Raw genomic sequence first — 23,292 nt, 5'->3', positions numbered from 1 at the left:
GGAGCGTCATGCCGATTCTGCTGGGCGCGGCTCTGGAGTACCAAAGCCTCAGATCTGCCGAACCGAAGCTGCTCAATGACGTGCCGGAGACGCTGGCCCGGCCTGTCCGATGGGTGCACTCCAGCGAGGTCCTGGACATCGCTCCGCTCCTCAGCGGCGGCGAACTGCTCCTCAGTGGTGGGCAGGCGCTCGCCGGCGTGACGGCAGAACGGCAGGCTGACTATGTCCGCGACCTCGCGGCCCGGGGAGTCGCTGCACTGGCCCTCGAGACGGGTCCGGCCCTGCCCGAAGTGCCTGCGGCCATGTTGGAGGTCGCCGAGGCTGCCGGATTGCCAGTCATCGAGCTCCGTCAGGTAGTCCCGTTCGTCGGCGTGATGCAGGAAATCAATTCGCTGCTGGTGAGTGAATCCGTAGAGCACCTCCAGCGCGGTGACCAGGCAAGCCATGCCATGGCCGCCGAACTTGCCCACGGCGGCGGACTCGATCAACTCCTCGCTGTGTTGGCCGAAAGGACAGGCGCCAGCGCCAGGCTGGTCTCGCCGTCGGGCCTCACGCTCGGGGCGGCCGGCGGCACCTTTTCGTCCGACGACGGCAGCGTCACCGTGGTGGACGTGCCGGTGCGGGGCGTCCTTGCCGCTCGGCTCGAGGTGAAAATGCCCGACGGCGGCGATGCCGGCCTCGCGCGCGTGGCCGGCGAACGGTCCGTGGACATCCTTGGCCTGGCGCTGCTGCAGCGCATGCCTCCGGGATTGAAGGAACTGGCAGGCATCGAGCTCATGCGGGCCATCAATTCCGGAAGCCAGGAGTGGCAGCTGCAACAGCTTGGACCGGCGTCAGGCTTCCCCGTGGATGGTGCGGTGGCCGCCGTCGTGATTCGATCCACCAGCGCGGGACATCTGCGTCCGGCCGTTGACGCGCTGCTCCGCGGCTGCGTCCCGCACAGTGCGAGCTACGCCAATAACGCGGAGCTGATCGCGCTCGCCTCCCTGGGCGGGAGTGCCACCCGGCAGATGTTGCTGGAAGCGCTGCGGGCACTCGACGTGCCATCAGGGTCCGTGGTGGCTGTGGGCCCGACGGGCAGGGGTATTTCCGAAGCGCCGTGGTCATTGGCTGAAGCAAGGAGAGCCTTCGACCTCGATACGACTGGACGCGGAGTGGTGGATGCAGACACCCTCGCCGTTGAACTCCTGGCTGGCGAATCCCTGGACCCGGCCACCCGCGAGGGGTTTGTGCTGCGGCAGTTGGGTGCCGTCGTCGAGCATGACCGCCTGAAGAAGTCCGAACTGATGCGGACCTTGGCTGTCTGGTTGGATACGGGCTGCAACACGGCCCAGGCCGCCCGGGAATTGCACCTGGAGCGGCAGTCCTTGCACCACCGTCTTCAGCGGATCTTTGAGCTGTGCGGAGGAGATCCCCGGGGATCGGGGCGGCTTGCAGCGTTGCATTTGGCTACCCGGTTGGAGCGGCTGTAGCTCCTTAAACGCCAATTCGCGGGTCCACTGACCACTTCGCCGTTGCGGAACGGCGAACGTGCAGCGGACCCGCGATCTCGGCGCAGCAAGGTCCTACTTCAACACAATCGTCCTATTCCCATTCAGGATGATCCGCCCCTCGCAGTGCCAACGAACGGCGTTGCTGAGGGCCTTGCATTCGGTGTCCCGACCGGCGGCTACGAGATCGTCCGGTCCGAACGTGTGGTCCACCTCCACTACCTGCTGGGCGATGATGGGTCCTTCATCCAGCTCGCCATTGACGTAGTGGGCGGTGGCGCCAACAGTTTTAACGCCGCGCGCGTATGCCTGGTGGTACGGCTTGGCGCCCTTGAAGCTCGGCAGGAACGAGTGGTGGATGTTGATTGCCCGGCCATCGAGCTTCCGGGCAAGGTCATCGCTGAGCACCTGCATGTAGCGCGCCAGCACAATGAGTTCCACGTCGAGTTCGTCGATGAGTTCCAGCAAACGCGCCTCGGCCGCCGGCTTGGTGGCGGCGGTGACTGGCACATGGAAGAACGGAATCCCGTGCCACTCCACAATGCCCTGGTGATCGGTGTGGTTGGAGACGACGCCCACCACATCGATCGGGAGCTCACCAATCCGGGCACGGAACAGGAGGTCGTTCAGGCAGTGCCCGAACTTCGAGACCATGATCAGCACCTTGCGCTTGGACCCCTGACGCTCCAGCTGCCAGTTCATGGCGTACTTCTCGCCGACCGGGGCGAAAGCCTCCCGCAGCGCATCAAGCGTGGAGGCATCGCCGTCGGACGCGAAATGCACGCGCATGAAGAAGTGCGCCTCGGCGCGATCGCCGAACTGCTTGTTGTCGATGATGTCGCAGCCGTGTTCCAGCAGGAAGCCGGACACGGCGTGGACGATTCCGGGCCCCTCCGGACAGTCGAGGGTCAACACGTGTTCCACGGTGGTCTCGGAAGAAACAGCGGACGTTTCAGTTTGGATGGCAGTCATGGCTAGCACTCCACTACGTTGACGGCGAGGCCTCCGCGGGAGGTCTCTTTGTACTTGGATTTCATGTCGGCGCCGGTCTCGCGCATGGTTTTGATGGCTTTGTCGAGGGACACTTTGTGGCTGCCGTCGCCGTGCAGGGCAAGGCGGGCGGCATTGATGGCCTTGACGCTGGCAATCGCGTTGCGCTCGATGCAGGGGATCTGCACAAGACCACCCACGGGGTCGCAGGTGAGGCCCAGGTTGTGTTCGATGCCAACTTCGGCCGCGTTTTCCACTTGCTCGGGTGTTCCGCCCAGGACCTCGCAGAGCCCAGCGGCGGCCATGGAGCAGGCAGAACCCACCTCGCCTTGGCAGCCCACTTCGGCGCCGGAGATGGACGCGTTGATCTTGAACAGGATTCCGACGGCGGCCGCCGCGAGCAGGAAGCGTACGACACCGTCGTCGTTGGCCCCGGGAACAAACTTTGTGTAATAGTGCAGGACCGCCGGGACAATTCCGGCGGCACCGTTGGTGGGCGCGGTGACAATCCTGCCGCCCGCGGCGTTCTCCTCATTCACGGCCAGAGCGAACAGGTTCACCCATTCCATGGCGAGGAGGGGGTCCGAAGGATTGGATGCAGCCCCGTCGGCCTTGTTTGCGGCGTCGGTGGCCGCGAGCGTCTTGAACAACGACGGCGCCCGTCGCCTGACCTTCAAGCCGCCAGGCAGGATGCCCTCTGCAGAGCAGCCGTTGTCCACGCATTCCTGCATGACAGCCCAGATTCCCAGCAGCTTTTCGCGAAGTTCTTCCTCGGAGCGCCACACGAGCTCGTTGGCCAGCATGATGTCGGAGATGGACTTGCCTTCGCGCATGCAAATGGCCAGCAGTTCATCAGCGGTGGTGAAGGGGTACGGGAGAACGGTGTCGTCCACCACCACTTTGTCGGTACCGGTTGCGTCCCCATCCACCACGAAGCCGCCGCCTATGGAGTAATAGCTGCGTTCCCGCAACACTGCCCCGGTGTGGTCCAACGCCCGGAAAGTCATCCCGTTCGGGTGGGCAGGCAGCGACTTGCGGCGGTGCAGGACCACGTCCTCGTCCCAGTTGAAGTCCACCCGGTGGTTGCCGCCCAGGCGCAGTTCGGCGTCGAGCGCCGCAGCTGCAACCTGGTCGTCAGCCGTGGCAGTGTCCACAGTCTCAGGGGAGTGGCCTTGCAGCCCCAACACCACGGCCTTGTCTGAGCCGTGGCCCCGGCCAGTGGCGCCCAGGGAGCCGAAGAGCTCGGCCTGGACGCGCACTGTGGCCGGGAGTTGGCCGGACGATTCAAGACCGTCCGTGAACTGCTTTGCCGCGCGCATCGGGCCGACCGTGTGTGAGGACGACGGCCCGATGCCAACAGAAAACAGGTCAAGCACACTCAGTGCCATTAGGGGACCTCGGGGGAGGCGTACTCCCGCATGGCGTCGAGGAGCCAGCGTCCCAGGAAGTCGGCAAACGAGGCCCGGGGAAAGATCCGGTAGCTCTCGTCAGAGGTCTTCCACAGCATCACCGGGATGTGGGCGAGCTCGGTGGAGACAGCCGTGCCGGCCTTGAAGACACGGGGGTGCAGGTCCAGCGCGCAGGTCTTCTCGAGCACCGCCCGGGCATGGCTGCCCGAGAGCTCGAACGTGGTGCGGTTGGCGGACAGGTCCACCACCTGACCCGCATCGTTGCCCAAGGCCGCGAGCAGATCGCTGACCAAGGTGCCCCCGAGTGAATCGTGGGCCTCCTCCGGTGCGACCACCAGGAACTCGGTGGGGCCAAGCCACAAGGTGTTGACGGAGTCCTTGTCCGAAACGGCGCCCGTCACCTCACCGCAAGCAGCAGGCAAGCCGCCGGTCACGGACGCAACGCGGGCAGCGGCGTCGGACGTTCGGTCAACCCGGATCCCCACCATGGCCTGGTACGGAATCTCGGTGAGCGTCACCGTGCCCGGCACGGAGCCGGAGGTGAAGGCGTCAGCCAAGTGCTCGGCCGGGCTGCGGCGGGCGCCCCGTACACGGTTGACTGTTTCTGATGGTGTTGCTGTTTCAGCCATCTTTGCGGGTCCCTTCAGCATCGAAAAGTACGGTTTCGCCAACAACCACGTCCACCAACTGGTCTCCCAGCGAAGCCACGAGGGTCTCGCCGATGCGGTTGCGGCCGTTTTGAATGAGTGCCAGGGCGAAGGAACGGCCCAGCGCGGCGCTGTGATAGCTGGAGGTCACGAAGCCCTCCATGGGAACGGGTCCGTCAGCCGGGTTGACCGGGATGCCCTTTTCCACCAGCTGTGTGCCTTCCGGCAACCGCAGCGAGTGGTCCACGGGAAGAACACTGACCAGGTGCTTGCGGTCCTCGCGGCTGGCGTCCTCACGGAGGTAGGAGCGCTTGCCGATGAAGTCCTTGGCCTTGGAAACGATCCAGTCCATGCCTGCGTCCTGAGGGGTGACTGTACCGTCGGTGTCCTGCCCGACGATCGGGTAGCCCTTTTCGGCGCGGAGCACGTGCATGGTTTCGGTGCCGTATGGGGTGATGTTGAACTCGGCGCCCGCGGCCGCAACGGCTTCCCAGGTGTTGAGCCCGTACCAGGACGGGATATTGATTTCGTAGGCCAGTTCGCCGGAGAAGGAGATGCGGCAAACGCGGGCCTGCACTCCTGAAGCCAGCGTGGTCTCGCGGAAGGTCATGAACGGGAAGGCCTCGGCATCCAGGCCGCCATCCACGGCGAGCTCGGGTGCAAGCTTCGCGATCACGGCGCGGGACTTCGGTCCGACGACGGCGATGGTGCTCCACTGCTCGGTCACGGACGTGCAGACCACATCGAGTTCCGGCCACTCCGTCTGGTGCCACTCTTCCAGCCAGTCCAGAACCTTCGCTGCGCCGCCGGTGGTGGTGGTCATGAAGTAGCGGTCTTCATCCAGGCGCAGGGTCACGCCGTCATCGAAGATCATGCCGTCCAAGGTGCACATCACGCCGTAACGGGCGGATCCCGGGGCGAGCTTCTTGAACGCGTTGGTGTAGACGCGGTTCAGGAATTCGCCGGCGTCCTTGCCGCGGATCTCGATCTTGCCCAGCGTTGTGGCGTCCATGAAGCCCACGGATTCGCGGACGGCTGCGCATTCGCGCAGGACGGCCGTGTCCATGTCTTCACTGCCCTGCGGGTAGTACCAAGGACGCTTCCACTGTCCAACATCTTCGAACAGTGCGCCCTGAGCAACGTGCCAGGGGTGGATGGAGGTGACCCGGGCCGGGTCGAAGAGCTCGCCGCGCTGGCGTCCGGCCAAGGCTGCGAAAGCCACGGGGGTGAACGGTGCACGGTAGGCGGTGGTGCCGATCTCGCCGACGCCGGGAACGCTTTCGGCGCCACCGAACTTCAACGCGGCGGCAATGACGCCGATCGCGTTGACTCCGGAGGTCTTGCCCTGATCGTTGGCCGTGCTGATGGAGGTGTACCGCTTCACGTGCTCCACGGACCGCATGCCGGCACCGGTGGAGCGGAGGACATCCGCCACGGACTGGTCACGCTGGAAGTCGACGAAGTGGTGGTGCCACTCACCGGGCTCACCGGACTGGCCGGGAACCAGCCACAGCTGGCGGCTCGGCGCGCTCGCCACAGGGGCCTGCAGTTCCACCGGGGTGGTTGCGGATTCGAAGCCGGCAGCGATGGACGCCGCTGCTCCCGCCGAGATGCCTTCAGCCAGGCAGTCCTGGAGTTCGTAGCTGCCACGGCCTGCGCCCACAACCTGCTGGTCTCGGACCGGCGTGGTGGGGATGAAGGCGGCGAGCTCGTCATCCCAGCGCAGCTTGCCCTGGCGCTGGCTGTGGAGGTGGACCACCGGGCTCCAGCCACCTGAAACGGCGAGCAGGTCGGCAGCCAGCTGTTCGACGCCCGAGGTGAGTTCGCCGTCGTCGTTGATACTGCGGACGGTGACGCCGTTCAGGCGGCCGTTTTCATCCGCGGACGTGTCGGCCACGGCGCTGCCGATGAGGACACGGACACCGGACTCGACGGCGGCAGCGGCCTTCGCGCTGATCTGCGGACGGGCATCGACGACGGCGGCAACCGCCACGCCTGCTGCCAACAGGTCCGCGGCAAGCGCGTAAGCGGAATCGTTGGTGGTGCCGATGACGACACGTGAACCGGCTGCCACCGCGTAACGGTTCAGGTAGGTACGGGCGGCCGAGGCGAGCATGATGCCGGGGCGGTCGTTGTTCTCGAAGACCAGGGGACGCTCATGGGCGCCGGGAGCCAAGACAACCTGCTTGGCACGGATGTGCCAAATACGCTGGCGGGAGACGCCCGAAGCGGCCGGAACGCTCAGGTGGTCCGTGCGGTTCTGGGCTGCGATGAAGTAGTTGGAGTCGTAGGAACCGAAGGCCGTAGTACGGTTCAGCACCGTGCATTCGGCGGCGGAAACCAACTCTGCCTCAACGTCTGCCACCCATTCGAGTGCCGGCTTGCCTTCGATCTGCTCGGCGAGTCCTTCGGCGGTTGAACCGGAGAGCAGCGAGCCGCCGAGTTCGGGCTGGTCGTCGATCAGGATGACGCGGGCGCCGGTGCGGACAGCCTCGCGGGCTGCTGCCAGGCCGGCGATGCCGCCTCCGACCACCAGGACGTCCGTGTGGACGTACTTCTTGTCGTACTCGGCTTTGTCCTCGTTCGGGTCAAGCTTGCCCAAGCCGGACAGGAGCTCGATGTTCATGCCGTCCACCAGCGAAACCGCAGTGGCCGGGAGCATGGATTCGGCAACATGGCCGCGGAAACGGGGAGCGATCTTGACCAAGGCGTTGGACTCTTCCACGCCGGCGGCCATGATGCCGCGGGGGCGGTCCTCGTAAAGGGAGTTGCCGGCGTTGATGTGGCCGTTGGCCAGCAGCGCCGAAGCTATGGTGTCACCCGGGTGGCCGGTGAATTCCTGACCGTCCACGGTGAAGCGCCAAGAGATGCTGCGATCGATGCGTCCGCCGGTGGCGAGGCGTGCGTTCTTGCTGGTCACTTCTAGACTCCTTCCGAGGAGATGGGGGTGGTGGCCGTGGGTGAGGTGGCGCCGGGAGCCAGGCCTGGTTCGCCGGCCTGGCCGAAGTCGCCGGACTGGGTGAACTCGCCAGGCTGTTCCGGTTCGCTCTTGGGGCTGGTTGTCTTCAGATCCGGGCGGGGCTGGCCCATCGCGTAAATGGCGTGGATGTCGTAGCTCACGGTGTCGCGGAGCATGTTGAACCACTGCCGGCAGCCTGTGCTGTGGACCCAACGCTCGGCGAAGGTGCCCTTGGTGTTCTCGCGGTAGAACAGGTATTCAGCCCATTCCCGGTCCGTGAGGTCATTCGGGCTCTCGGGGTAGGCGATGTGCGCCTGGCCACCGTAGTGGAATTCGGTTTCGTCGCGTGGCCCGCAGTTGGGGCATGAAATGAGGAGCATGTCTTTTCCTGTCCTGGCTAGTGGGCCACGGCTGCGGCGCCGTGTTCGTCGATCAAGGCACCGGTCTCGAAGCGTTCCAGCGCGAAAGGCTTGTTCAGCTTGTGCGGGGCACCGGTGGCAATGGTGTGCGCGAACGTCAGGCCTGCTGCGGGGGTGCCCTTGAAGCCGCCGGTTCCCCAACCACAGTTGACGAACATGTTCTCCACAGGGGAGAGGCCCACAATCGGAGAAGCATCCAGGGTGGTGTCCACAATTCCACCCCAGGTCCGGAGCACGTGGGCCCGGGCGAAGATGGGGAAGAGTTCAACGGCCGCGGCCATCTGCTCCTCGATCACGTGGAACGAGCCACGCTGACCGTAACCGTTGTAGGAATCGACGCCGGCGCCCATCACCAGCTCGCCCTTGTGGGCCTGGGAGACGTAGACGTGAACGTGGTTGGACATGACCACCGTGGGGTGGACGGGCTCGTGCAGTTCGGACACCAGCGCTTGGAGCGGATGGGACTGGATCGGCAGGCGGAAGCCTGCCATCTCTGCCAGCACGGAGCTGTGTCCGGCGGCGCAGAGGCCCACCTTTTCAGTGTTGATGGTGCCGCGGGTGGTCTGCACGCCGGTTACCCGGTTGCCGTCCTTGATGAAGCCGGTGACTTCGCAGTTCTGGATGATGTCCACACCGAGTTCATCGCACTTGCGGGCGAAGGCCCACGCCACGTGGTCGTGCTTGGCGATGCCTGCGCGCGGCTGGTACGTGGCGCCCATGACGGGGTAGCGGATGTTGTCGCTGATGTTGAGGATGGGGCAGAGTTCTTTGACCTGCTGCGGGTCAAGCCACTCAGCGTCCACGCCGTTAAGCCTGTTGGCGCCCACGCGGCGAACGCTTTCGCGGACGTCGCCCAGGGTGTGCGCGAGGTTCATGACGCCGCGCTGGCTGAACAGGAAGTCGTACTCCAGCTCTTCCGGAAGGATCTCCCAGAGCTTGAGGGCATGCTCGTAGATTGCTGCGCTCTCGTCCCAGAGGTAGTTGGAACGGATGATGGTGGTGTTGCGGGCCATGTTGCCACCGGCCAGCCAACCCTTTTCCAGGATGGCGATGTTGGTCATTCCGTGGTTCTTGGCCAGGAAGTACGCGGTGGCCAGGCCGTGCCCGCCGCCGCCTACGATCACGGCGTCGTAGCTCTTCTTCGGATCCGGGTTGCGCCAGAGGAAGTCCGGGTGCTCGGGGAGGTGGTCTGCACTCACTGGGCTGCTCCAATCAGTTCTGCTTCGGTTGCGGTTGCGGCGCCATTGCCGAGATGCGGGTAGAGGGGGAACTTGTCCGCCAGTGCGGTCACGCGGTCGCGGAGTTCGACGGCGGTCGCGTCGTCCAGCGCGACGTCACCTTCGCTGCCTGCTTCTGTGCCTGCTTGGGCGCCGCTGTCTTTGGTGCCGCTGTCTTTGGTGCCACTGTTCGCTGCGGCGATCAACGCCGTCGCAATAATGTCCGAAACTTCGGTGAACTCTTCAGCACCGAAACCGCGGGCGGCGAGGGCGGGCGTCCCGATGCGCAGGCCGGAGGAAACCATCGGCGGGCGGGGGTCGAACGGGACTGCGTTGCGGTTGACCGTGATGCCGATGCGGTGCAGGGTGTCCTCGGCCTGCTGGCCGTTAAGGACTGAGTGGCGGAGGTCGGCGAGGACCAGGTGGACGTCAGTTCCACCGCTGACCACGGAGATGCCGGCTGCAGCTACGTCTTCCTGGAGGAGGCGCTGGGCCAGGATCTTTGAGCCTTCCAGCACGCGGACCTGGCGTTCCTGGAACTCCGGCTCGGCTGCCATCTTGAAGGCCACGGCCTTGGCTGCGATGACGTGCTCCAGGGGACCACCCTGCTGGCCGGGGAAGACTGCGGAGTTGACCTTCTTGGCGATGTCGGCGTCGTTGGTCAGGATCACGCCGCCGCGGGGGCCGCCGAGGGTCTTGTGCGTGGTGCTGGTAACGATGTGGGCGTGCGGGACCGGCGACGGGTGCAAGCCAGCGGCCACCAGGCCGGCGAAGTGCGCCATGTCCACCATGAGGTAGGCACCCACCAGGTCCGCGATGCGACGGAACTCTGCGAAGTCCAGCTGCCGCGCATACGCGGACCAGCCGGCCACGATCAGCTGCGGCTTGCTCTCAAGGGCGAGGCGCTCTACCTCCGCCATGTCCACGGTGTGGGTGTCTTCGCGGACTCCGTAGGGGACAACCTTGTAGAGCTTGCCGGAGAAGTTGATCCGCATGCCGTGCGTCAGGTGGCCGCCGTGGGCGAGGTTCAGGCCCATGATGGTGTCGCCCGGGGTGATCAGCGCGTGCATCGCCGAAGCGTTGGCCTGTGCACCGGAGTGCGGCTGGACGTTGGCGAATTCGGCTCCGAATAGTGACTTCAGGCGGTCGATGGCCAGCTGTTCGATCACATCAACGTGTTCGCAGCCGCCGTAGTAGCGCTTGCCGGGGTAGCCCTCGGCGTACTTGTTGGTCAGCACCGAGCCCTGGGCTTCCATGACAGCCGTCGGGGCGAAGTTCTCAGAGGCGATCATTTCCAACGTGGACTGCTGTCGGATGAGTTCCTGGGCGATCGCCTGATCGACCTCCGGGTCCGCCTGTGCGAGCGGGCGGATCAGCGGTTCAACCATGGTGTTCTCCTTCTGAAGTACTTGAAGCGGCCATCTGTTAGGCAACTGATATATTAGAACTATTGCCATAGTATGTTGGAGATCACATAGTCGTCAACAGGTCTTCGGTAACTCATCCAACAGACTGGGATTACGACAACGGGAGAGAGCAATGAGCGCAGCATTGGAAGCACTGGAGACAGCTCCGCAGGGCACGTCCCTCGCAGAGAATGCATACCTGCTGCTGCGCGACCGGCTCATCATGCTGGACATCAAGCCCGGCGATCCCATCAATGACGGTCAGATCGCTGCGGAACTCGGCATTGGGCGAACCCCCGTCCGCGAAGCCATCAAACGCCTCGAAAGCGACCACCTGGTGGTTTCCTACCCTCGGCGGGGCACCTTCGCTACCGGCGTGGACATCACGCAGCTCGCCGAGGTCTCCGAAATCCGCGAGCTCCTGGAACCCCTGGCCTCCCGGAAAGCGGCGCGCATGGCAAGTCCGGGCATGCGTTCAGAGCTCCGTGCTGTCGCTGCGGCGATTCGCGAGCTTGAGGGCCAGGATGCTTCCTCGCAGGAACTCATGCGCTACGACATCCAAGTGCACCGGCTCATCTACAAGGCCTCCGCCAATGCGCACCTGGAAGACGTCCTCATCCGCTACGACAACCTCGCCACCCGCATCTGGTGCCACATGCTCGAGAAAATGCCCTCCGTCTCCGGCCACATCTCCGAGCACGCCGACCTCTTGACCGCCATCGCCGACGGCGACGAAGACCGCGCTGCCGAGCTCGCCCTGCACCACGTGGTCAGCTTCGAAGAGACCATCCGCAAGGTCCTCTGACCCCCTCTCACGTCCCGACCCGTTTTTCGGGTCGCTCTCTCACGTCCCGACCGGTTTTTCGGGTCGCTCTCTCATATCCCGTCGCGACGGACCGTCGCGTCAGTCCGTCGCGACTTTCCTCGCCTTGGCTGCGGCATAGTCCTTACTCGTCGGGCCTTCTTCACCCAGGTGAGAGAGGGGCGGTGAGAAGGGGTTGGGATGTGAGAGGGGGTCGGTGGGAGGGGTTGGGATGTGAGAGAGGGGCGGCGGAAAGGGGTTGGGATGTGAGAGAGGGTCGGTGGGAAGGGGGTGGGATGTGAGAGAGGGTCGGCGTAAAGGGGTTGGGAGGTGAGAGAGGGCCGTGAGGTTGGGGCATCTGATCCACTTGCTGCAACAGTGTTTGTTTGAATGCAACAGATCACAAAAGGGCGCTCGGCACTCTCGGTGACTTCATTGGAGTGCAGCCACCTGCACCAGCAAAAAAATAGCTCTTGACCGTGGCGGCGCTCACACATACTCTGGTGCAACAGCGTTGCGTTGTATGCAACCCCAATGATTTTGGTGGACACATGAGCAATGAATCCTCTGTGGCAGCCGAGCAAGGCATCTCACCCGCCTCCGGCCACAACCACACACCCAGCCCCAAGAACACAGTCAGCAAGGACACCCGACGGCGGGTTGTCACTGCCAGCTTCATCGGCAACTTTGTCGAATGGTTCGATTACGCCGTCTACGGTTATCTGGCCGGCATCATCTCCTCGGTCTTCTTCCCTGAGTCCGACCGGCAAACCGCCCTGCTCGCGACCTTCGGAGTCTTCGCCATCAGCTTCTTCGTGAGGCCCCTCGGCGGTTTCATCTGGGGGCATATCGGCGACAGGCTCGGCCGCAAACAAGCACTCAGCCTCTCGATCGTCCTGATGTCGGTGGCCACTTTCTGCATCGCACTGATCCCGGGTTACGCCACCATCGGCGTCATGGCGCCGATCCTGCTCCTCCTGGTCAGAGTGGTCCAAGGCTTCTCCGCCGCAGGCGAATACGCAGGCGCCTCCGCCTTCCTGGTGGAGTACGCGCCGGCCAATCGACGCGGACTCTATGCCGCCGTCGTGCCTGCAAGTACCGCAGCCGGACTGCTGCTGGGATCCCTGCTGGCCGCCCTGCTGAGTTCTGTCCTCACCACAGAACAGCTCAACGAATGGGGATGGCGCCTGCCCTTCCTGCTCGCGGCACCCATGGGCCTGATCGGTCGGTACATCCGGACCAAGCTGGAGGATACGCCGGCATTCCGTGAACTGGCCGAGAAAGACAATGCGGTGAAGGCCCCGGCGTTCGCCATGTTCAGGACTTACCGGAAGCAGCTCATCATCGCCACCGGTGCGGTGCTGCTCAACGCCGTCGGCTTCTACGTGATCCTCAGCTACATGCCCACCTACCTGTCGGAGGAGCTGGGCTTCGGAGCCACGGAGTCGTTCCTGGCCACCACCATTGCTTTGGCCAGCTACATCGGCTTTATCTTCCTGACCGGCATTGCATCGGACAAATTCGGCCGCAAGCGCATGCTCATCACGGCATCAGTCCTCTTCATACTGCTGACCGTCCCGGCCTTCATGCTCCTGGACACCCGCAACTTCCTGGTGATCGTGTTGGTGCAGATCCTGCTGGGCGGGATGCTCACCCTTAACGACGGCACCTTGCCCAGTTTCCTCGCCGAACTCTTCCCCACAAAGGTCCGCTACACCGGCTTTGCTGTCAGCTTCAACCTCTCCAACGCCCTGTTCGGCGGCACCGCCCCCTTCATGGCCACCCTCTTGATCGGCATGACCCACAGCACGCTGGCCCCCGGCTGGTACCTCGTGGCCGCCGCCCTCGTTTCCCTCATCGCAGTCCTGTTCGCCGCGGAGACTTCCAAGAAGCCTCTGCTGCAGGACTAGAACAACCAACCCTTGAAAGGAACCACCATGACCATCACCCAGAACGAGTCCGTCAACGATGTCGCCAAACTCGAGCGCACCAAGGTCCTCAACAATGGCGGGAAAGTCTCGCTGACCTTCTCCGACGCTGAATTCGAGCGCCGCCTTGCAGGCCTTCGCCGGATCATGGCCGAGAAGGACCTCGACGCCGTCATCCTCACCAGCTACCACTCCATCAAGTACTACTCCGATTTCCTCTTCACCTACTTCGGCCGGTCCTACGGCATGGTGGTCACCAAGGATGACACGGTCACCATTACGGCAAATATCGACGCCGGTATGCCTTGGCGCCGCAGCTACGGCGACAACCTGGTGTACACGGACTGGCGCAGGGACAACTACATCTACGCCATCCAGGAAGTCCTGCGGGCCCGCGGCATCAACCCGCGCCGCATCGGCGTCGAGGATGACTCGCTGCCCTTGGACAATCGGAACAAGATCCAGGCCGCGTTCTCCGGCGCGACGCTGGTGGACGTTGCGCAGTCGGCCATGCGCCAGCGCATGATCAAGTCCGACGAAGAGATCGCTGTCATCAAACACGGCGCGCGCATCGGTGACTTGGGCGGCGAAGCCATCCGTAACGCGATCACTGCGGGTATCACGGAGTACGAGGTTGCCCTGATCGGCACCGAGGCCATGGTCCACGAGATTGCCCGGACCTTTCCGGACTCGGAAATCCGCGATACCTGGGTGTGGTTCCAGTCGGGCATCAACACCGACGGCGCCCACAACTGGGCCACCACCCGCAAGATCCAGGAACACGACATCCTGTCCCTGAACTGCTTCCCGATGACCAGCGGCTACTACACCGCCCTGGAGCGCACCCTGTTCTACGGCGAACCGGACGCCCGCTCACTGGAACTGTGGAACGTCAACGTTGAGGTCCACAAGCGCGGCCTTGAACTCATCAAGCCCGGCGCTGTCTGCAAGGACATCGCTGCGGAGCTCAACGAGATCTACATCAGCCACGGCCTCCTGGCGAACCGGACCTTCGGCTACGGCCACTCGTTCGGTGTGCTTAGCCACTACTACGGACGTGAAGCCGGGCTGGAGCTGCGCGAGGACATCGACACGGTCCTCGAGCCCGGCATGGTGGTTTCGATGGAGCCCATGATCACTGTGCTGGACGGCCAGCCGGGTGCCGGCGGATACCGCGAGCACGACATCCTGGTGGTAGGCGAAGACGGCGCGGAGAACATCACCAAGTTCCCGTTCGGCCCCGAGTACAACATCATCGGAGCCTAGGTGGAACGGCCGGCGGGCGCAGTGCACGGCGTCCGCCGGCCCCGGTTCGGAACTTCCGGACGGCCCCGGCGAAATATAGTGATCCCATGACTCCCACGGAAACCAGCGAGACTCCTGACGGCAACAACGGTAACGGCGACAGCAAGAGCACGTCCGTCATCGTCAACGCCATCGCGGTGCTGAGGAGCTTTACTGCAGACGAGCCGCTCCTGGGAGTCACCGAAATCGCGGGCCGGATCGGCCTGCACAAGAGTACGGTTTCGCGCATCCTGGCCACGCTGGAGCAGGAAAACCTGGTAGAGCGCGACGTCGATTCGCGCAGGTTCCGCTTGGGGCTGGGGATGATCGCGATGGCGGGCCCCCTCCTGGCGGAACTCGAAGAGCGACGCGTGGCCTACCCCGTACTGCGGGAGTTGACCGAACGCACGGGAGAGACGAGCGCCCTCATGGTGTGGAACGGCGTCGAGTCCATGTGCGTGGAGCAGATCCCCAGCCGCCATCAGGTGAAACACCTGGCCCCGCTCGGAGCCCGCTACAACGAGGCATTGAGTTCATCGGTGCAGGTGTTCCTTGCCAACGAAGACAAGGACAGGGTGCGGAACCTGCTGCGCAGTGGTTCCATCACCCTGCCGGGCCTGGACGAAGCTTCTGTGGAAAGTTACCTGGCTCGGCTTGGGGAAGCCGCAAAGCGGGGCTGGGCCGCCAACTTTGGCGAAACCTCCATCGAAGAGGTGGGCGTTGCTTCGCCGGTCTACGACCACAGGGGCGACATCGTGGCCTCCGTCTTGATTCCTGCCCCCAAATTCCGGGTTTCACAGGACACCTTGGCCAGCCTCGGCGAAGCCTGCGCTGCAGCGGCCGCCAAGGTCACTTCACGCCTGGGTGGCCGCTCCCCGCGGTAGGCGCCCATCCGCCGTCGAGATGGCAGTTGATGACAATCCGCCGCTCCCGGACTGTCATTAAGTGCCACGTCGGCGCGGATCAGAGTGCTTGACCCCGCCCTCAAACCTTCCTAGGGTGTTCTGAGAAAGCGTTTTCTTACCGTTTCTCAACCATTCCCGGAGAGCCCTGAGCCTCCAAGTACTGGGGCACGCCGTTGTGCCCCGGGAAGGATCATCCATGCGATCGACCCGAAGAAAACCGGAAATACGCCGAAGCGTGGGAGGCCTCGCGCTTGCAGCAGTGATGGGGTTAGGTTGCGTCGTGGCCGCGGGCCCGCCGGCCACTGGGGCTCCCGCAGGCAAAACAGACAGCCCGGCGTGTTCCAGCTCCAGCATCCAGCTTGATTCAGGCACCGGCAGGGCGCCACAAAACCTTTGTGTCCCTTCGCAAGCCACCGGCAGTGACAAGACTCTGCTGGTGTGGAACAAGCCGGACCTTTACGACGACGTCGTGGACTACCGCGTCTACATGAACGGCAGGGCGTTGGGAACCGCGGAGGAGAACGCGCGGATCTTCTCGCCGGCCCAGGAGTACGTGGACGCGTTCCGGGCCGCCGACAAGGATGGATTCCACATCCGGACCGTGGCCCATAACTTCACGGTGACCGGCCTGTCTCCGCGCACCAGCTACCAGTTCACTGTCACCGCTGTGAGGAAAGACGGGACTGAATCTGCGGCGAGTGCGCCGATCACCGTGACCACCACCCCGTCACGGCACAAAGTCACCATCACCAATCCCGCGTACAAGGCGGTGGGCGATGGAAAGACCCTCAACACCAAAGCAATCCAGAAGGCCATTGACACCTGTCGAACACCGGGCTGCACCGTGGTGGTTCCTGCAGGCACCTTCACAACGGGGGCACTTTTCCTCCACTCGGACATGACCCTGGAACTCCAGGAGGGCGCACGTCTGCTCGGCTCCGACCAGGCGGAGGACTACCCCTTGGACAAGGGCTATTACCTCTACCCGGTACCTGAGCCCCTCCCCGCCGAGGCCGAATACCGGAACTACCGCCGGCCGCCGTCGCTCCTTAATGTCCTTCCGGAGGACAACGGCCGCTCGACGGCGGGGCGCGAGCCAGGCGCTGCGGCCAGCAATGTCCGCATCGTCGGCAAAGGCGTGGTGGACGGAAATGGCTGGAAGCGGACGGCCGGGGGGTCGATAACTGACGAAGCGGGCAACGAACTTCCCCAATACGCAGCAAGTTCCGCCGGAAAAGTATTGGACGATGGCTTGTTGGCGGCCGAGCAGTTCCGTAATGCGAAGGAGAATCCGGACTTCCTCACCGGCGTGGTCAACAAGCCTGAAACGCTGGAGGATTCTGTTCTCTACGGCCAGTACCGGTCAAGCCTTATGACGTTCATGGGCGTGGAGAACCTGTACATCGAGGGAGTCACCGCGGACAACCCGGCCTTCCATGGCGTGATGATCCTGGACAGCCGGAACACCACTGTGAACGCCATGCGCCACACCACGTTCAACGCCAACAACGGTGACGGCCTGGAGTTTGGCGGGACCAGCAACGGGATTGTGCTCAACAACTTCTTTGACACTGGCGATGACCAGGTCAATTTCGCGGCCGGCCAAGGCAAGTACGGAGCCCAAGGGAGGCCCAGCGAGGACGTCTGGATCTTCAACAACTACATGCGCATGGGCCACGGGGGAGTCGCTGTCGGTTCGAACACGGCAGCCTGGGTGCACCGGGTCCTCGCTGAGGACAACGTCATGTACAAAGTTGAAACCGGCGGCCTCCGGATGAAAAGTACCTCGGACATGGCGGGAGGCGGCCGGGACTTCCTGTTCCGCGATACTGCGATGGCGTGCATGGGCAGCAGCGCGTTCATCATGTCCCTCAGCTATAACCAGTCACCGTCCGGGTATGTCGCCGCTGAATCGGCCACCTTCAAGGACGTGGTGGTCCGGAACGTTTCCGTGGACGGCAACAACTCGCCCACCTGCGGCATGGCTGTATCCGACAGCAAACCGGTGATCGATATCCAGGCAGGGCCGTCCCTCGGCGAAGGAACGGCCAGCCTCAGTGCCTTCACTTTCCAGGATGTGGTGTTCCGGAACGTGAACCCCGCCAACATCAAGGGTCTGCAGGATTCCACGTTTGACGGCGTGACGTTCCAGAGTGTGCGGAACAACGCCAATCCCTGGCGCCTGGACCAGTACTCGACGGGAAACACGTTCACGGATGTTCGTCCCATGCCGGCTGCCCAGTAGCGCCCAGTAGCGCCTGGCGCTGCCGAGGTGGCAATTAATGACAGTCGCGGGCACAAACATTGTCATCAACTGGCATCTCGGGACACGAAAAGGCGGCCGTCCCCGGGAAGGGGTCGGCCGCCGTCGTTGGTTAATCCACGGGTGCTACATGTTCCTCCGCGCCGTGGGTGATTCGTCCATGGCATCCCTGCCCAGCCAAGCGCCCAAACCGATCATGGCAACGCCAAGGATCAGGTGCAGCCAGTTATCAGCGGTGTTAAACGGGACGAAGTTGGCGCCCGTTTCCTGGTTGATGACCAGGCCATAGATCCAAAGAACGATGTACACAGCGCCGCCGCCCAAGAGGAACAGGCGGGCCATGCGTGCGTTCCTTGCCATGGCCAAGCCGGCCACGCCAAACAGCAGGTGAACGATGTTGTGGAGTATGGACACTTGGAAGACTCCAAGCAGCATGGCGCCGGATTCATGTCCCGCGAAGGTCATGGCGCCGTAATTGGTGGTGATTCCCGGAATGAAGCCCAGGATGCCTACCAGCAGAAATACAATGCCAACGCCCATGGCGGTGTTGCGAAGTGTCAACCCCATCATGTGGTGGTGTTCGGCGGGGTGCGAAGCGGTGGTCATCAGTCCTCCCTTTCACGCGGTTATCCGGCTCTTCTCCTGGAGAGCCGACCTGCGGCAAGGGGTGTGGCAAAACCTTGCCGACGCCGCCATAATACTCCTGAAATGCCTCCGATAGCAGGGGATGAGCCCAGTTCAGGGCCGGTTAGCATGGTTTTATGAGCCAACCCCCGAATGGCCGAATGCACACGATCTTCCATGACACGCGGGATTTCACGCCGTTCCGCGAGGGTTATGTCCGGACGCCCGTGCGCGGATTGGCGGACGGCATGAATGAGGTGCTTTCCGGTGTCCTTGGCGGCCGTGACCATGCCAGGCTGTCCGTGGTGGGGAATGTTCCGCGGTTGAAGATGTTGTCGTCCAAGCCCGCCAAGGCCATGCACGAAGCGGTTTTTACCTCTACGGAACCTGATTCCCTGCTGGCGTTCGGCCGGATGAACCCCGGGTGGGCCGGCTTGTGCCACGTGATGGCAGGCCTGCTGGCGTACAAACACGGCGGGTTCTTGAGGGCTTCCGAGCTGCTGCAGCGCGGTTTAACAACAAGGATCGACGACGACGCCAGCCAGTTCTCGGCGATCTACCTTGGGCAGGTGGTCACTCGGGTTGAGGTCACCGAACGCATAGAGGTTCCGGTTCTGTTCAGCGAGGAGTCGGTGTTCCTTGCCCTGGCCCACTGCCTTCGGGAGATGGGTATGACGGAGTCGGCGCTGGAAGCGGTGGTGGGGTTGCCGCCGTCGTTGCCTTCAGCTTTAGCGCGTTGCACGGCGGCGTATTCGCTGGACCGTCACCGGGACGTGGTGCTGTGGACCGAAGGGCTGTTAAACACCGACGACCTCTCGGCTGCCTTGTTGCTGATCCGGGCGCGGTCCCAGCGCGCACGTGGTGATTTCGAGTCGGCCCAAGTTGCGTTGAAGGAAGTACTCCGACGCCGGAAAACCAACCTGGCGTTGAAGAATGATGCCCTCACCGACCGGGCGCTCCTTGCGTTGGATCAAGGCCGGCGCACGCTGACGCCGCGGTCCAAGCGACCGGCCCCTCCCGCGGAGCTCGAGACGATGGAAGTCATCCGCAAGGACGCTGAGATGCGCCGGTTGTGGGAGAACGATTTCAGGCAACTGGGCGGCGAGTAAGGGGACCATTGTGCTCTTCCGCAGGAAGGCGTAACGTTGTAATCAACCAAATCATTGATAAACGATTCGGTTGATTACGAAAGGATTTACGCGGCGATGGAACAAGATGCTCTCGACAAGGCCTTCATGGCCTTGGCCGATCCGGTGCGGCGGGCCATGGTTGCCCGGCTCTCCCGCGGAGACGCCACTGTCAACGAGCTCGCAGAACCATTCACCATCACCAAACAGGCAGTTTCCAAGCACATTCAGGTGCTGGAGCACGCGGGGCTCGTGACGCGTTCCCGTGATGCGCAGCGCAGGCCGGTTCACCTGGACGCGGCAGCCCTGGAGCACCTGACGGCCTGGATTGACCAATACCGATTGATCGCCGAATCGCGTTACCGGCAGCTCGACCAACTGCTGGGCGCAGGCACTGAAGAACCGCATGAGAAACCAGCAAAGAAGAAAGAGGAACTGAAATGAGCAATCCAACAACAATCACCGCTGACGATGGCGTCCCGTTCGTTGACACAGCCCGCGAATTCGATGCCCCAGTCAGTGCAGTTTTCAAGGCCCATGTGGATCCCGACCTGCTGGCCAAGTGGCTGGGCCCACGCAGTACGGTCACCAAAGTCACCGAATACAACGCGACCACCGGCGGCAGTTGGCATTACGAGAGCGGAGATGACAGCGGAATGTATGGCTTCCGCGGCATTTTCCACACCGTGGATGCTGATGCGCTGATCATCATGACGTTCGAATTCGATGGCGCCCCGAATCAGGTTGGCCTCAGCACCACCACGTTTGAGGAAGTGGACGGCCGCACCCGCATCGTTGCCCACGAGGTCTACCCCTCGGTTGAAGCGCGGGATATGGCGCTGGCCACCGGGATGAACTACGGCGTGGTGGAAGGCTACGAGCGCCTGGACGAGCTGCTGGCGGCCTAGGTGCTTGCCGCAGAAATCTGCGGAAGAAGCGGAAGGAGTTGCTCCGACAGCAGCACTGCCCCCAGCCCGATCATGATGATTCCGCTGACCAGTGTCACTACCTTGGCGGCACCCGGCCTGGAAGCCAACAATTTCCGGGAGGTCAGGGCGACCGCCGTGTAGACCGTGCCGGCGAGTATCACGAAGGTCAGGCCCAGCAGGCCTGACTGCAGCGGAACGGGGAGTGCTGCTTCCGGACTCACGAACTGCGGAACCAGCGCTACAAAGAACAGCAAGCCCTTGGGGTTGATGCCGCTGGTTCCCATACCTTGAAAGAACGTGCGGACTTGATTGCCGGAATGTACGACGGCGTCTTCCGCGCTGAAGCTGGCACCTCGCCAGGAGCGGATGGTGCCGATGCCGAGCCACAGCAGGTAGGCAGCGCCGGCAATTGTCAGCCAGCCTAGAAGTCCCGGGACTCCTGCCAGGAGGGCGGCCAGCCCCGCAACCATCAGCAGCGTATGGACCACGTAGCCGCTGCACAGGCCCGCAACCGCCGGTACGAAACTGCGCTGGCGAAGACCAGCTGAAATGGAATACGCCCAGTCGACGCCGGGGGTGCACGCCAAGGTGACGGCTACAAGAATGAAGGCGAGGAACAGTTGCGGATTCACGGGTCTCTCCGGGGCTAGGGGGTAAGAAAACTCTAGGGAAAATTTGCCCATAAGTGTTCCCTCATTTAGCCCTCGCGCATTGATTCTCGGTAAGATATTTGCGTGATTGATGGAATCGATAGAAGTATTTTGCGCCACCTCGCAGAAGATGGTCGAATGACTGCCACGGCTCTCGCTGCAAAGGTGGGTTTGACTGTGGCTCCTTGCCACCGTCGGCTCCGCGATCTGGAGTCCTCGGGTGTGATCCGTGGCTACCGGGCCGACATCGATCCTGCCGCGGTGGGGCTGGGTTTCGAGGCAATCGTTTTCGTCACCCTCCGGCAGGTGGAGCGCACCATCATGGCGGACTTCGAGGAGCGTGTGACAGCGAGTCCCAACATCGTGGAGGCCCAGCGGCTCTTCGGTTCCCCGGACTACCTGCTGAAGGTCATCGCCGCGGACCTGCCTGCCTACCAGCGTTTCTATGATGACGAACTCGCGGCCCTGCCAGCTGTCGAGCGCCTGACCTCAACGCTGGTGATGAAGAATCTGAAAACCAACATCGGACCGCCGGTCTAGGGCTGGCTGTCTTCCAGCAGGCCTGTTGTCCTGTAGGGGATCACTTCGCGGAGAAACATGCTGGTTGATGTGCGCACAATTCCAGGGCACAGCCGGATTTCCTCGGAGACGCGGTAGAGATCATCCGGGCTCCTGGCCACAACCCTGATGATGAGGTCGGTGTCACCGGCAGGCGCATGGCATTCGAGGACTTCGGGGATGTCCCGAAGTGCTGCGATGGCCTCATTCAAATGGCTTTGGTCGAGCTCCGCGCTGACTGCCGCAGCCACCCCGCGACCCAGCGCCGTGGGCAGGACCCGGCTGCTGTTGGCGCGCAAGGCTCCGGATGCCGTCATCCGTTCAAGGCGCGATTGGACGGTGCCGCGCGCGAGGTGCAGCTTCTGGGCCAACACCATGATGGGGACCCTGGGATCCTCGTCCAGCGCGGCGAGGATGCGTCGGTCTGTGGCGTCGAGTTCCTGCAAAGTGACCACTTCCTGTCTGGTTTTTCGGTTGGTACTGGTCAGATCGACCAAGTTTTTCCTCGTCCATTGCACCTACTGTATGTCTCCTGTTGAAATGGTGACAACGAAGCAGGGCGAGGCTACCGCCGGATCCCGCAGGCACCAGGCACCCGGCACACCACCCGGAACCCTGCAGAGGTTTCCCGCAAGGAAACAGCCGCTGATTGACTCTTGTTCACAGCATTGTCATTCTGCACCCGCCCGTCGTCAGGGCGGCACAAAGTAAGAGCCCCTGAGCCACCGGATCGTTGCGGTAGCTGAGGGGCTCTTGCGTTGCCCTGCCCCGGGCGGGGACACATAGGCTTGGGGCATGACTTCCGCTGGCCGCTTCGCCCCGAGCCCTTCCGGTGAACTCCACGTTGGGAACCTGCGGACTGCCATCCTGGCCTGGTTGTTCGCGAAGTCGAGCAGCCGCAGCTTCCTGCTTCGCGTCGAGGATCTGGACCGCGCCCGGTCAGGCGCGGAAGCGGAGCAGCTCCGCGATTTGCAAGCCGTCGGTGTTAACTGGGACGCCGCCGTCGTTCGCCAGACTGAGCGCGCGGCGCTCTATGACGACGCGATTGCCCGCCTGACCGCTGAGGGCCGTACCTACGAATGCTTCTGCACGCGGCGGGAAATCCAGGAGGCGCCGTCCGCACCGCATGCGCCGCAAGGCGCGTACCCGGGGACGTGCCTGCGGTTGTCCCACGCCGAACGCGAGATCCGCAGGGCGTCGCGTCCCGCGTCGATCCGCCTGCGCTCGGACACCGCTGAGTGGGCTGTTGAGGACCAGTTGCACGGCACCTTTGTGGGGATGGTGGACGACTTCGTGCTACGTCGCAATGACGGCGTCACCGCTTACAACCTCGCCGTCGTCGTGGATGATGCCGCCCAAGGGATCGACCAGGTAGTGCGAGGTGACGACCTTCTTCCCTCCACGCCGCGGCAAGCGTATCTGGCAACGCTCTTGGGCCTGCCGGCCCCGGAATACGCCCACGTTCCGCTGGTGGTGAATCACGCCGGCGCGAGGCTGGCCAAGCGCGACGGCGCGGTCACGCTGGGCGACCTCGCCGCCGTCGGAATTCCAGCGCAGCGCGTGCGGGACCTGATCCTTGAGTCGCTGGGACTGCCCGCAGGAACCTTGCGGGATGCGCTGTCGGAATTCGATCCGAAGAAGCTGCCCAAGACACCCTGGGTGTGGAAAAATCCCCAGGCATAAGC

At 63.4% G+C, this 23,292-nt stretch carries 21 protein-coding genes; 11 read left to right on the top strand and 10 right to left on the bottom strand.

Translation table 11 applies throughout. The features are described 5' to 3' along the window. Window positions 1-8: 8 nt before the first annotated feature. The gene (locus FQP90_RS20455; RefSeq protein WP_144652905.1) at window positions 9-1,472 is read left to right on the top strand and encodes a PucR family transcriptional regulator; all 1,464 of its coding nucleotides are present in this window, start codon (window positions 9-11) and stop codon (window positions 1,470-1,472) included. 93 nt (window positions 1,473-1,565) lie between these two features. On the opposite strand, the gene purU is transcribed toward FQP90_RS20455, so the two are convergent. Genes purU through glyA form a run of 7 tightly spaced genes read right to left on the bottom strand, consistent with a single transcriptional unit; the run spans window position 1,566 to window position 10,519 of the window. Then, window positions 1,566-2,462 carry a formyltetrahydrofolate deformylase gene (gene purU / locus FQP90_RS20450; RefSeq protein ID WP_144652904.1) on the bottom strand — a complete coding sequence of 299 codons (897 nt, stop codon included), beginning with the start codon at window positions 2,460-2,462 and terminating at the stop codon, window positions 1,566-1,568. A 2-nt stretch (window positions 2,463-2,464) separates the two neighbouring features. Further along, a complete protein-coding gene (locus FQP90_RS20445) occupies window positions 2,465-3,868 on the bottom strand; it encodes an L-serine ammonia-lyase (protein ID WP_144652903.1) in 1,404 nt (467 codons plus the stop codon). Next, window positions 3,868-4,518, bottom strand: a complete 651-nt coding sequence (locus FQP90_RS20440) for a sarcosine oxidase subunit gamma (protein ID WP_144652902.1) — start codon at window positions 4,516-4,518, stop codon at window positions 3,868-3,870. Before FQP90_RS20440 ends, FQP90_RS20445 begins: the two co-directional genes overlap by 1 nt. Further along, window positions 4,511-7,456: a sarcosine oxidase subunit alpha family protein gene (locus FQP90_RS20435; RefSeq protein ID WP_144652901.1), complete on the bottom strand. Its 2,946-nt coding sequence runs from the start codon at window positions 7,454-7,456 to the stop codon at window positions 4,511-4,513. The genes FQP90_RS20440 and FQP90_RS20435 overlap by 8 nt, the downstream gene beginning before the upstream one ends. Before the next feature lie 2 nt (window positions 7,457-7,458). After that, a complete protein-coding gene (locus FQP90_RS20430) occupies window positions 7,459-7,875 on the bottom strand; it encodes a sarcosine oxidase subunit delta (protein WP_144652900.1) in 417 nt (138 codons plus the stop codon). A 17-nt stretch (window positions 7,876-7,892) separates the two neighbouring features. Beyond that, window positions 7,893-9,113, bottom strand: coding sequence for a sarcosine oxidase subunit beta family protein (locus tag FQP90_RS20425; protein WP_011776430.1), 1,221 nt, complete (start codon window positions 9,111-9,113; stop codon window positions 7,893-7,895). Beyond that, window positions 9,110-10,519 carry a serine hydroxymethyltransferase gene (gene glyA, locus FQP90_RS20420; RefSeq protein WP_144652899.1) on the bottom strand — a complete coding sequence of 470 codons (1,410 nt, stop codon included), beginning with the start codon at window positions 10,517-10,519 and terminating at the stop codon, window positions 9,110-9,112. The genes FQP90_RS20425 and glyA overlap by 4 nt, the downstream gene beginning before the upstream one ends. Before the next feature lie 151 nt (window positions 10,520-10,670). Here glyA and FQP90_RS20415 point away from each other — a divergent pair, with 151 nt between their 5' ends. The 5 genes from FQP90_RS20415 (at window position 10,671) to FQP90_RS20390 (ending at window position 17,701) form a co-directional block, all read left to right on the top strand. Next, window positions 10,671-11,342: a GntR family transcriptional regulator gene (locus FQP90_RS20415; protein WP_144652898.1), complete on the top strand. Its 672-nt coding sequence runs from the start codon at window positions 10,671-10,673 to the stop codon at window positions 11,340-11,342. A gap of 548 nt (window positions 11,343-11,890) precedes the next feature. Then, entirely contained in the window at window positions 11,891-13,249 is a 1,359-nt protein-coding gene (locus FQP90_RS20405) for an MFS transporter (RefSeq protein WP_144652897.1), read from the top strand. A 27-nt stretch (window positions 13,250-13,276) separates the two neighbouring features. After that, on the top strand, window positions 13,277-14,533 hold the full coding sequence (locus tag FQP90_RS20400) for an aminopeptidase P family protein (RefSeq protein WP_144652896.1): 1,257 nt from the start codon (window positions 13,277-13,279) through the stop codon (window positions 14,531-14,533). Window positions 14,534-14,619: 86 nt separating this feature from the next. After that, a complete protein-coding gene (locus FQP90_RS20395; RefSeq protein ID WP_144652895.1) occupies window positions 14,620-15,435 on the top strand; it encodes an IclR family transcriptional regulator in 816 nt (271 codons plus the stop codon). A 217-nt stretch (window positions 15,436-15,652) separates the two neighbouring features. Beyond that, window positions 15,653-17,701 carry a glycoside hydrolase family 28 protein gene (locus FQP90_RS20390; RefSeq protein WP_144652894.1) on the top strand — a complete coding sequence of 683 codons (2,049 nt, stop codon included), beginning with the start codon at window positions 15,653-15,655 and terminating at the stop codon, window positions 17,699-17,701. 144 nt (window positions 17,702-17,845) lie between these two features. Here FQP90_RS20390 and FQP90_RS20385 read toward each other — a convergent pair whose 3' ends face one another. Then, complete coding sequence (locus tag FQP90_RS20385; protein ID WP_144652893.1) at window positions 17,846-18,325, bottom strand: DUF4383 domain-containing protein; 480 nt, start codon at window positions 18,323-18,325, stop codon at window positions 17,846-17,848. Window positions 18,326-18,480: 155 nt separating this feature from the next. Between FQP90_RS20385 and FQP90_RS20380 the strand changes: the two genes are divergently transcribed. The 3 genes from FQP90_RS20380 (at window position 18,481) to FQP90_RS20370 (ending at window position 20,378) form a co-directional block, all read left to right on the top strand. Further along, entirely contained in the window at window positions 18,481-19,452 is a 972-nt protein-coding gene (locus tag FQP90_RS20380) for a hypothetical protein (protein WP_144652892.1), read from the top strand. A 96-nt stretch (window positions 19,453-19,548) separates the two neighbouring features. After that, on the top strand, window positions 19,549-19,914 hold the full coding sequence (locus FQP90_RS20375) for an ArsR/SmtB family transcription factor (protein ID WP_144652891.1): 366 nt from the start codon (window positions 19,549-19,551) through the stop codon (window positions 19,912-19,914). Further along, window positions 19,911-20,378 (top strand): SRPBCC family protein, encoded by a 468-nt coding sequence (locus FQP90_RS20370; RefSeq protein WP_144652890.1) that lies wholly within the window; start codon window positions 19,911-19,913, stop codon window positions 20,376-20,378. The genes FQP90_RS20375 and FQP90_RS20370 overlap by 4 nt, the downstream gene beginning before the upstream one ends. Here the strand turns inward: FQP90_RS20370 and FQP90_RS20365 are convergent. Next, complete coding sequence (locus tag FQP90_RS20365) at window positions 20,375-21,031, bottom strand: LysE family translocator (RefSeq protein WP_144652889.1); 657 nt, start codon at window positions 21,029-21,031, stop codon at window positions 20,375-20,377. The genes FQP90_RS20370 and FQP90_RS20365 overlap by 4 nt on opposite strands. Window positions 21,032-21,133: 102 nt before the next feature. On the opposite strand from FQP90_RS20365, the gene FQP90_RS20360 reads away from it, so the two are divergent. Continuing rightward, on the top strand, window positions 21,134-21,589 hold the full coding sequence (locus tag FQP90_RS20360; RefSeq protein ID WP_144652888.1) for an Lrp/AsnC family transcriptional regulator: 456 nt from the start codon (window positions 21,134-21,136) through the stop codon (window positions 21,587-21,589). Here FQP90_RS20360 and FQP90_RS20355 read toward each other — a convergent pair. After that, window positions 21,586-22,053 carry an Lrp/AsnC family transcriptional regulator gene (locus tag FQP90_RS20355; RefSeq protein WP_208760048.1) on the bottom strand — a complete coding sequence of 156 codons (468 nt, stop codon included), beginning with the start codon at window positions 22,051-22,053 and terminating at the stop codon, window positions 21,586-21,588. The genes FQP90_RS20360 and FQP90_RS20355 overlap by 4 nt on opposite strands. A gap of 349 nt (window positions 22,054-22,402) precedes the next feature. On the opposite strand from FQP90_RS20355, the gene gluQRS reads away from it, so the two are divergent. Further along, the gene (gluQRS, locus tag FQP90_RS20350; protein WP_144652887.1) at window positions 22,403-23,290 is read left to right on the top strand and encodes a tRNA glutamyl-Q(34) synthetase GluQRS; all 888 of its coding nucleotides are present in this window, start codon (window positions 22,403-22,405) and stop codon (window positions 23,288-23,290) included. The last annotated feature ends 2 nt before the right edge of the window (window positions 23,291-23,292 follow it).

The organism is Paenarthrobacter nitroguajacolicus (assembly GCF_007786235.1).
Classification (GTDB): Bacteria; Actinomycetota; Actinomycetes; order Actinomycetales; family Micrococcaceae; genus Arthrobacter; species Arthrobacter nitroguajacolicus_A.
The sequence above is the reverse complement of the archived record's forward strand: the minus strand, read 5'-3'. Positions and strand labels throughout refer to the sequence as shown.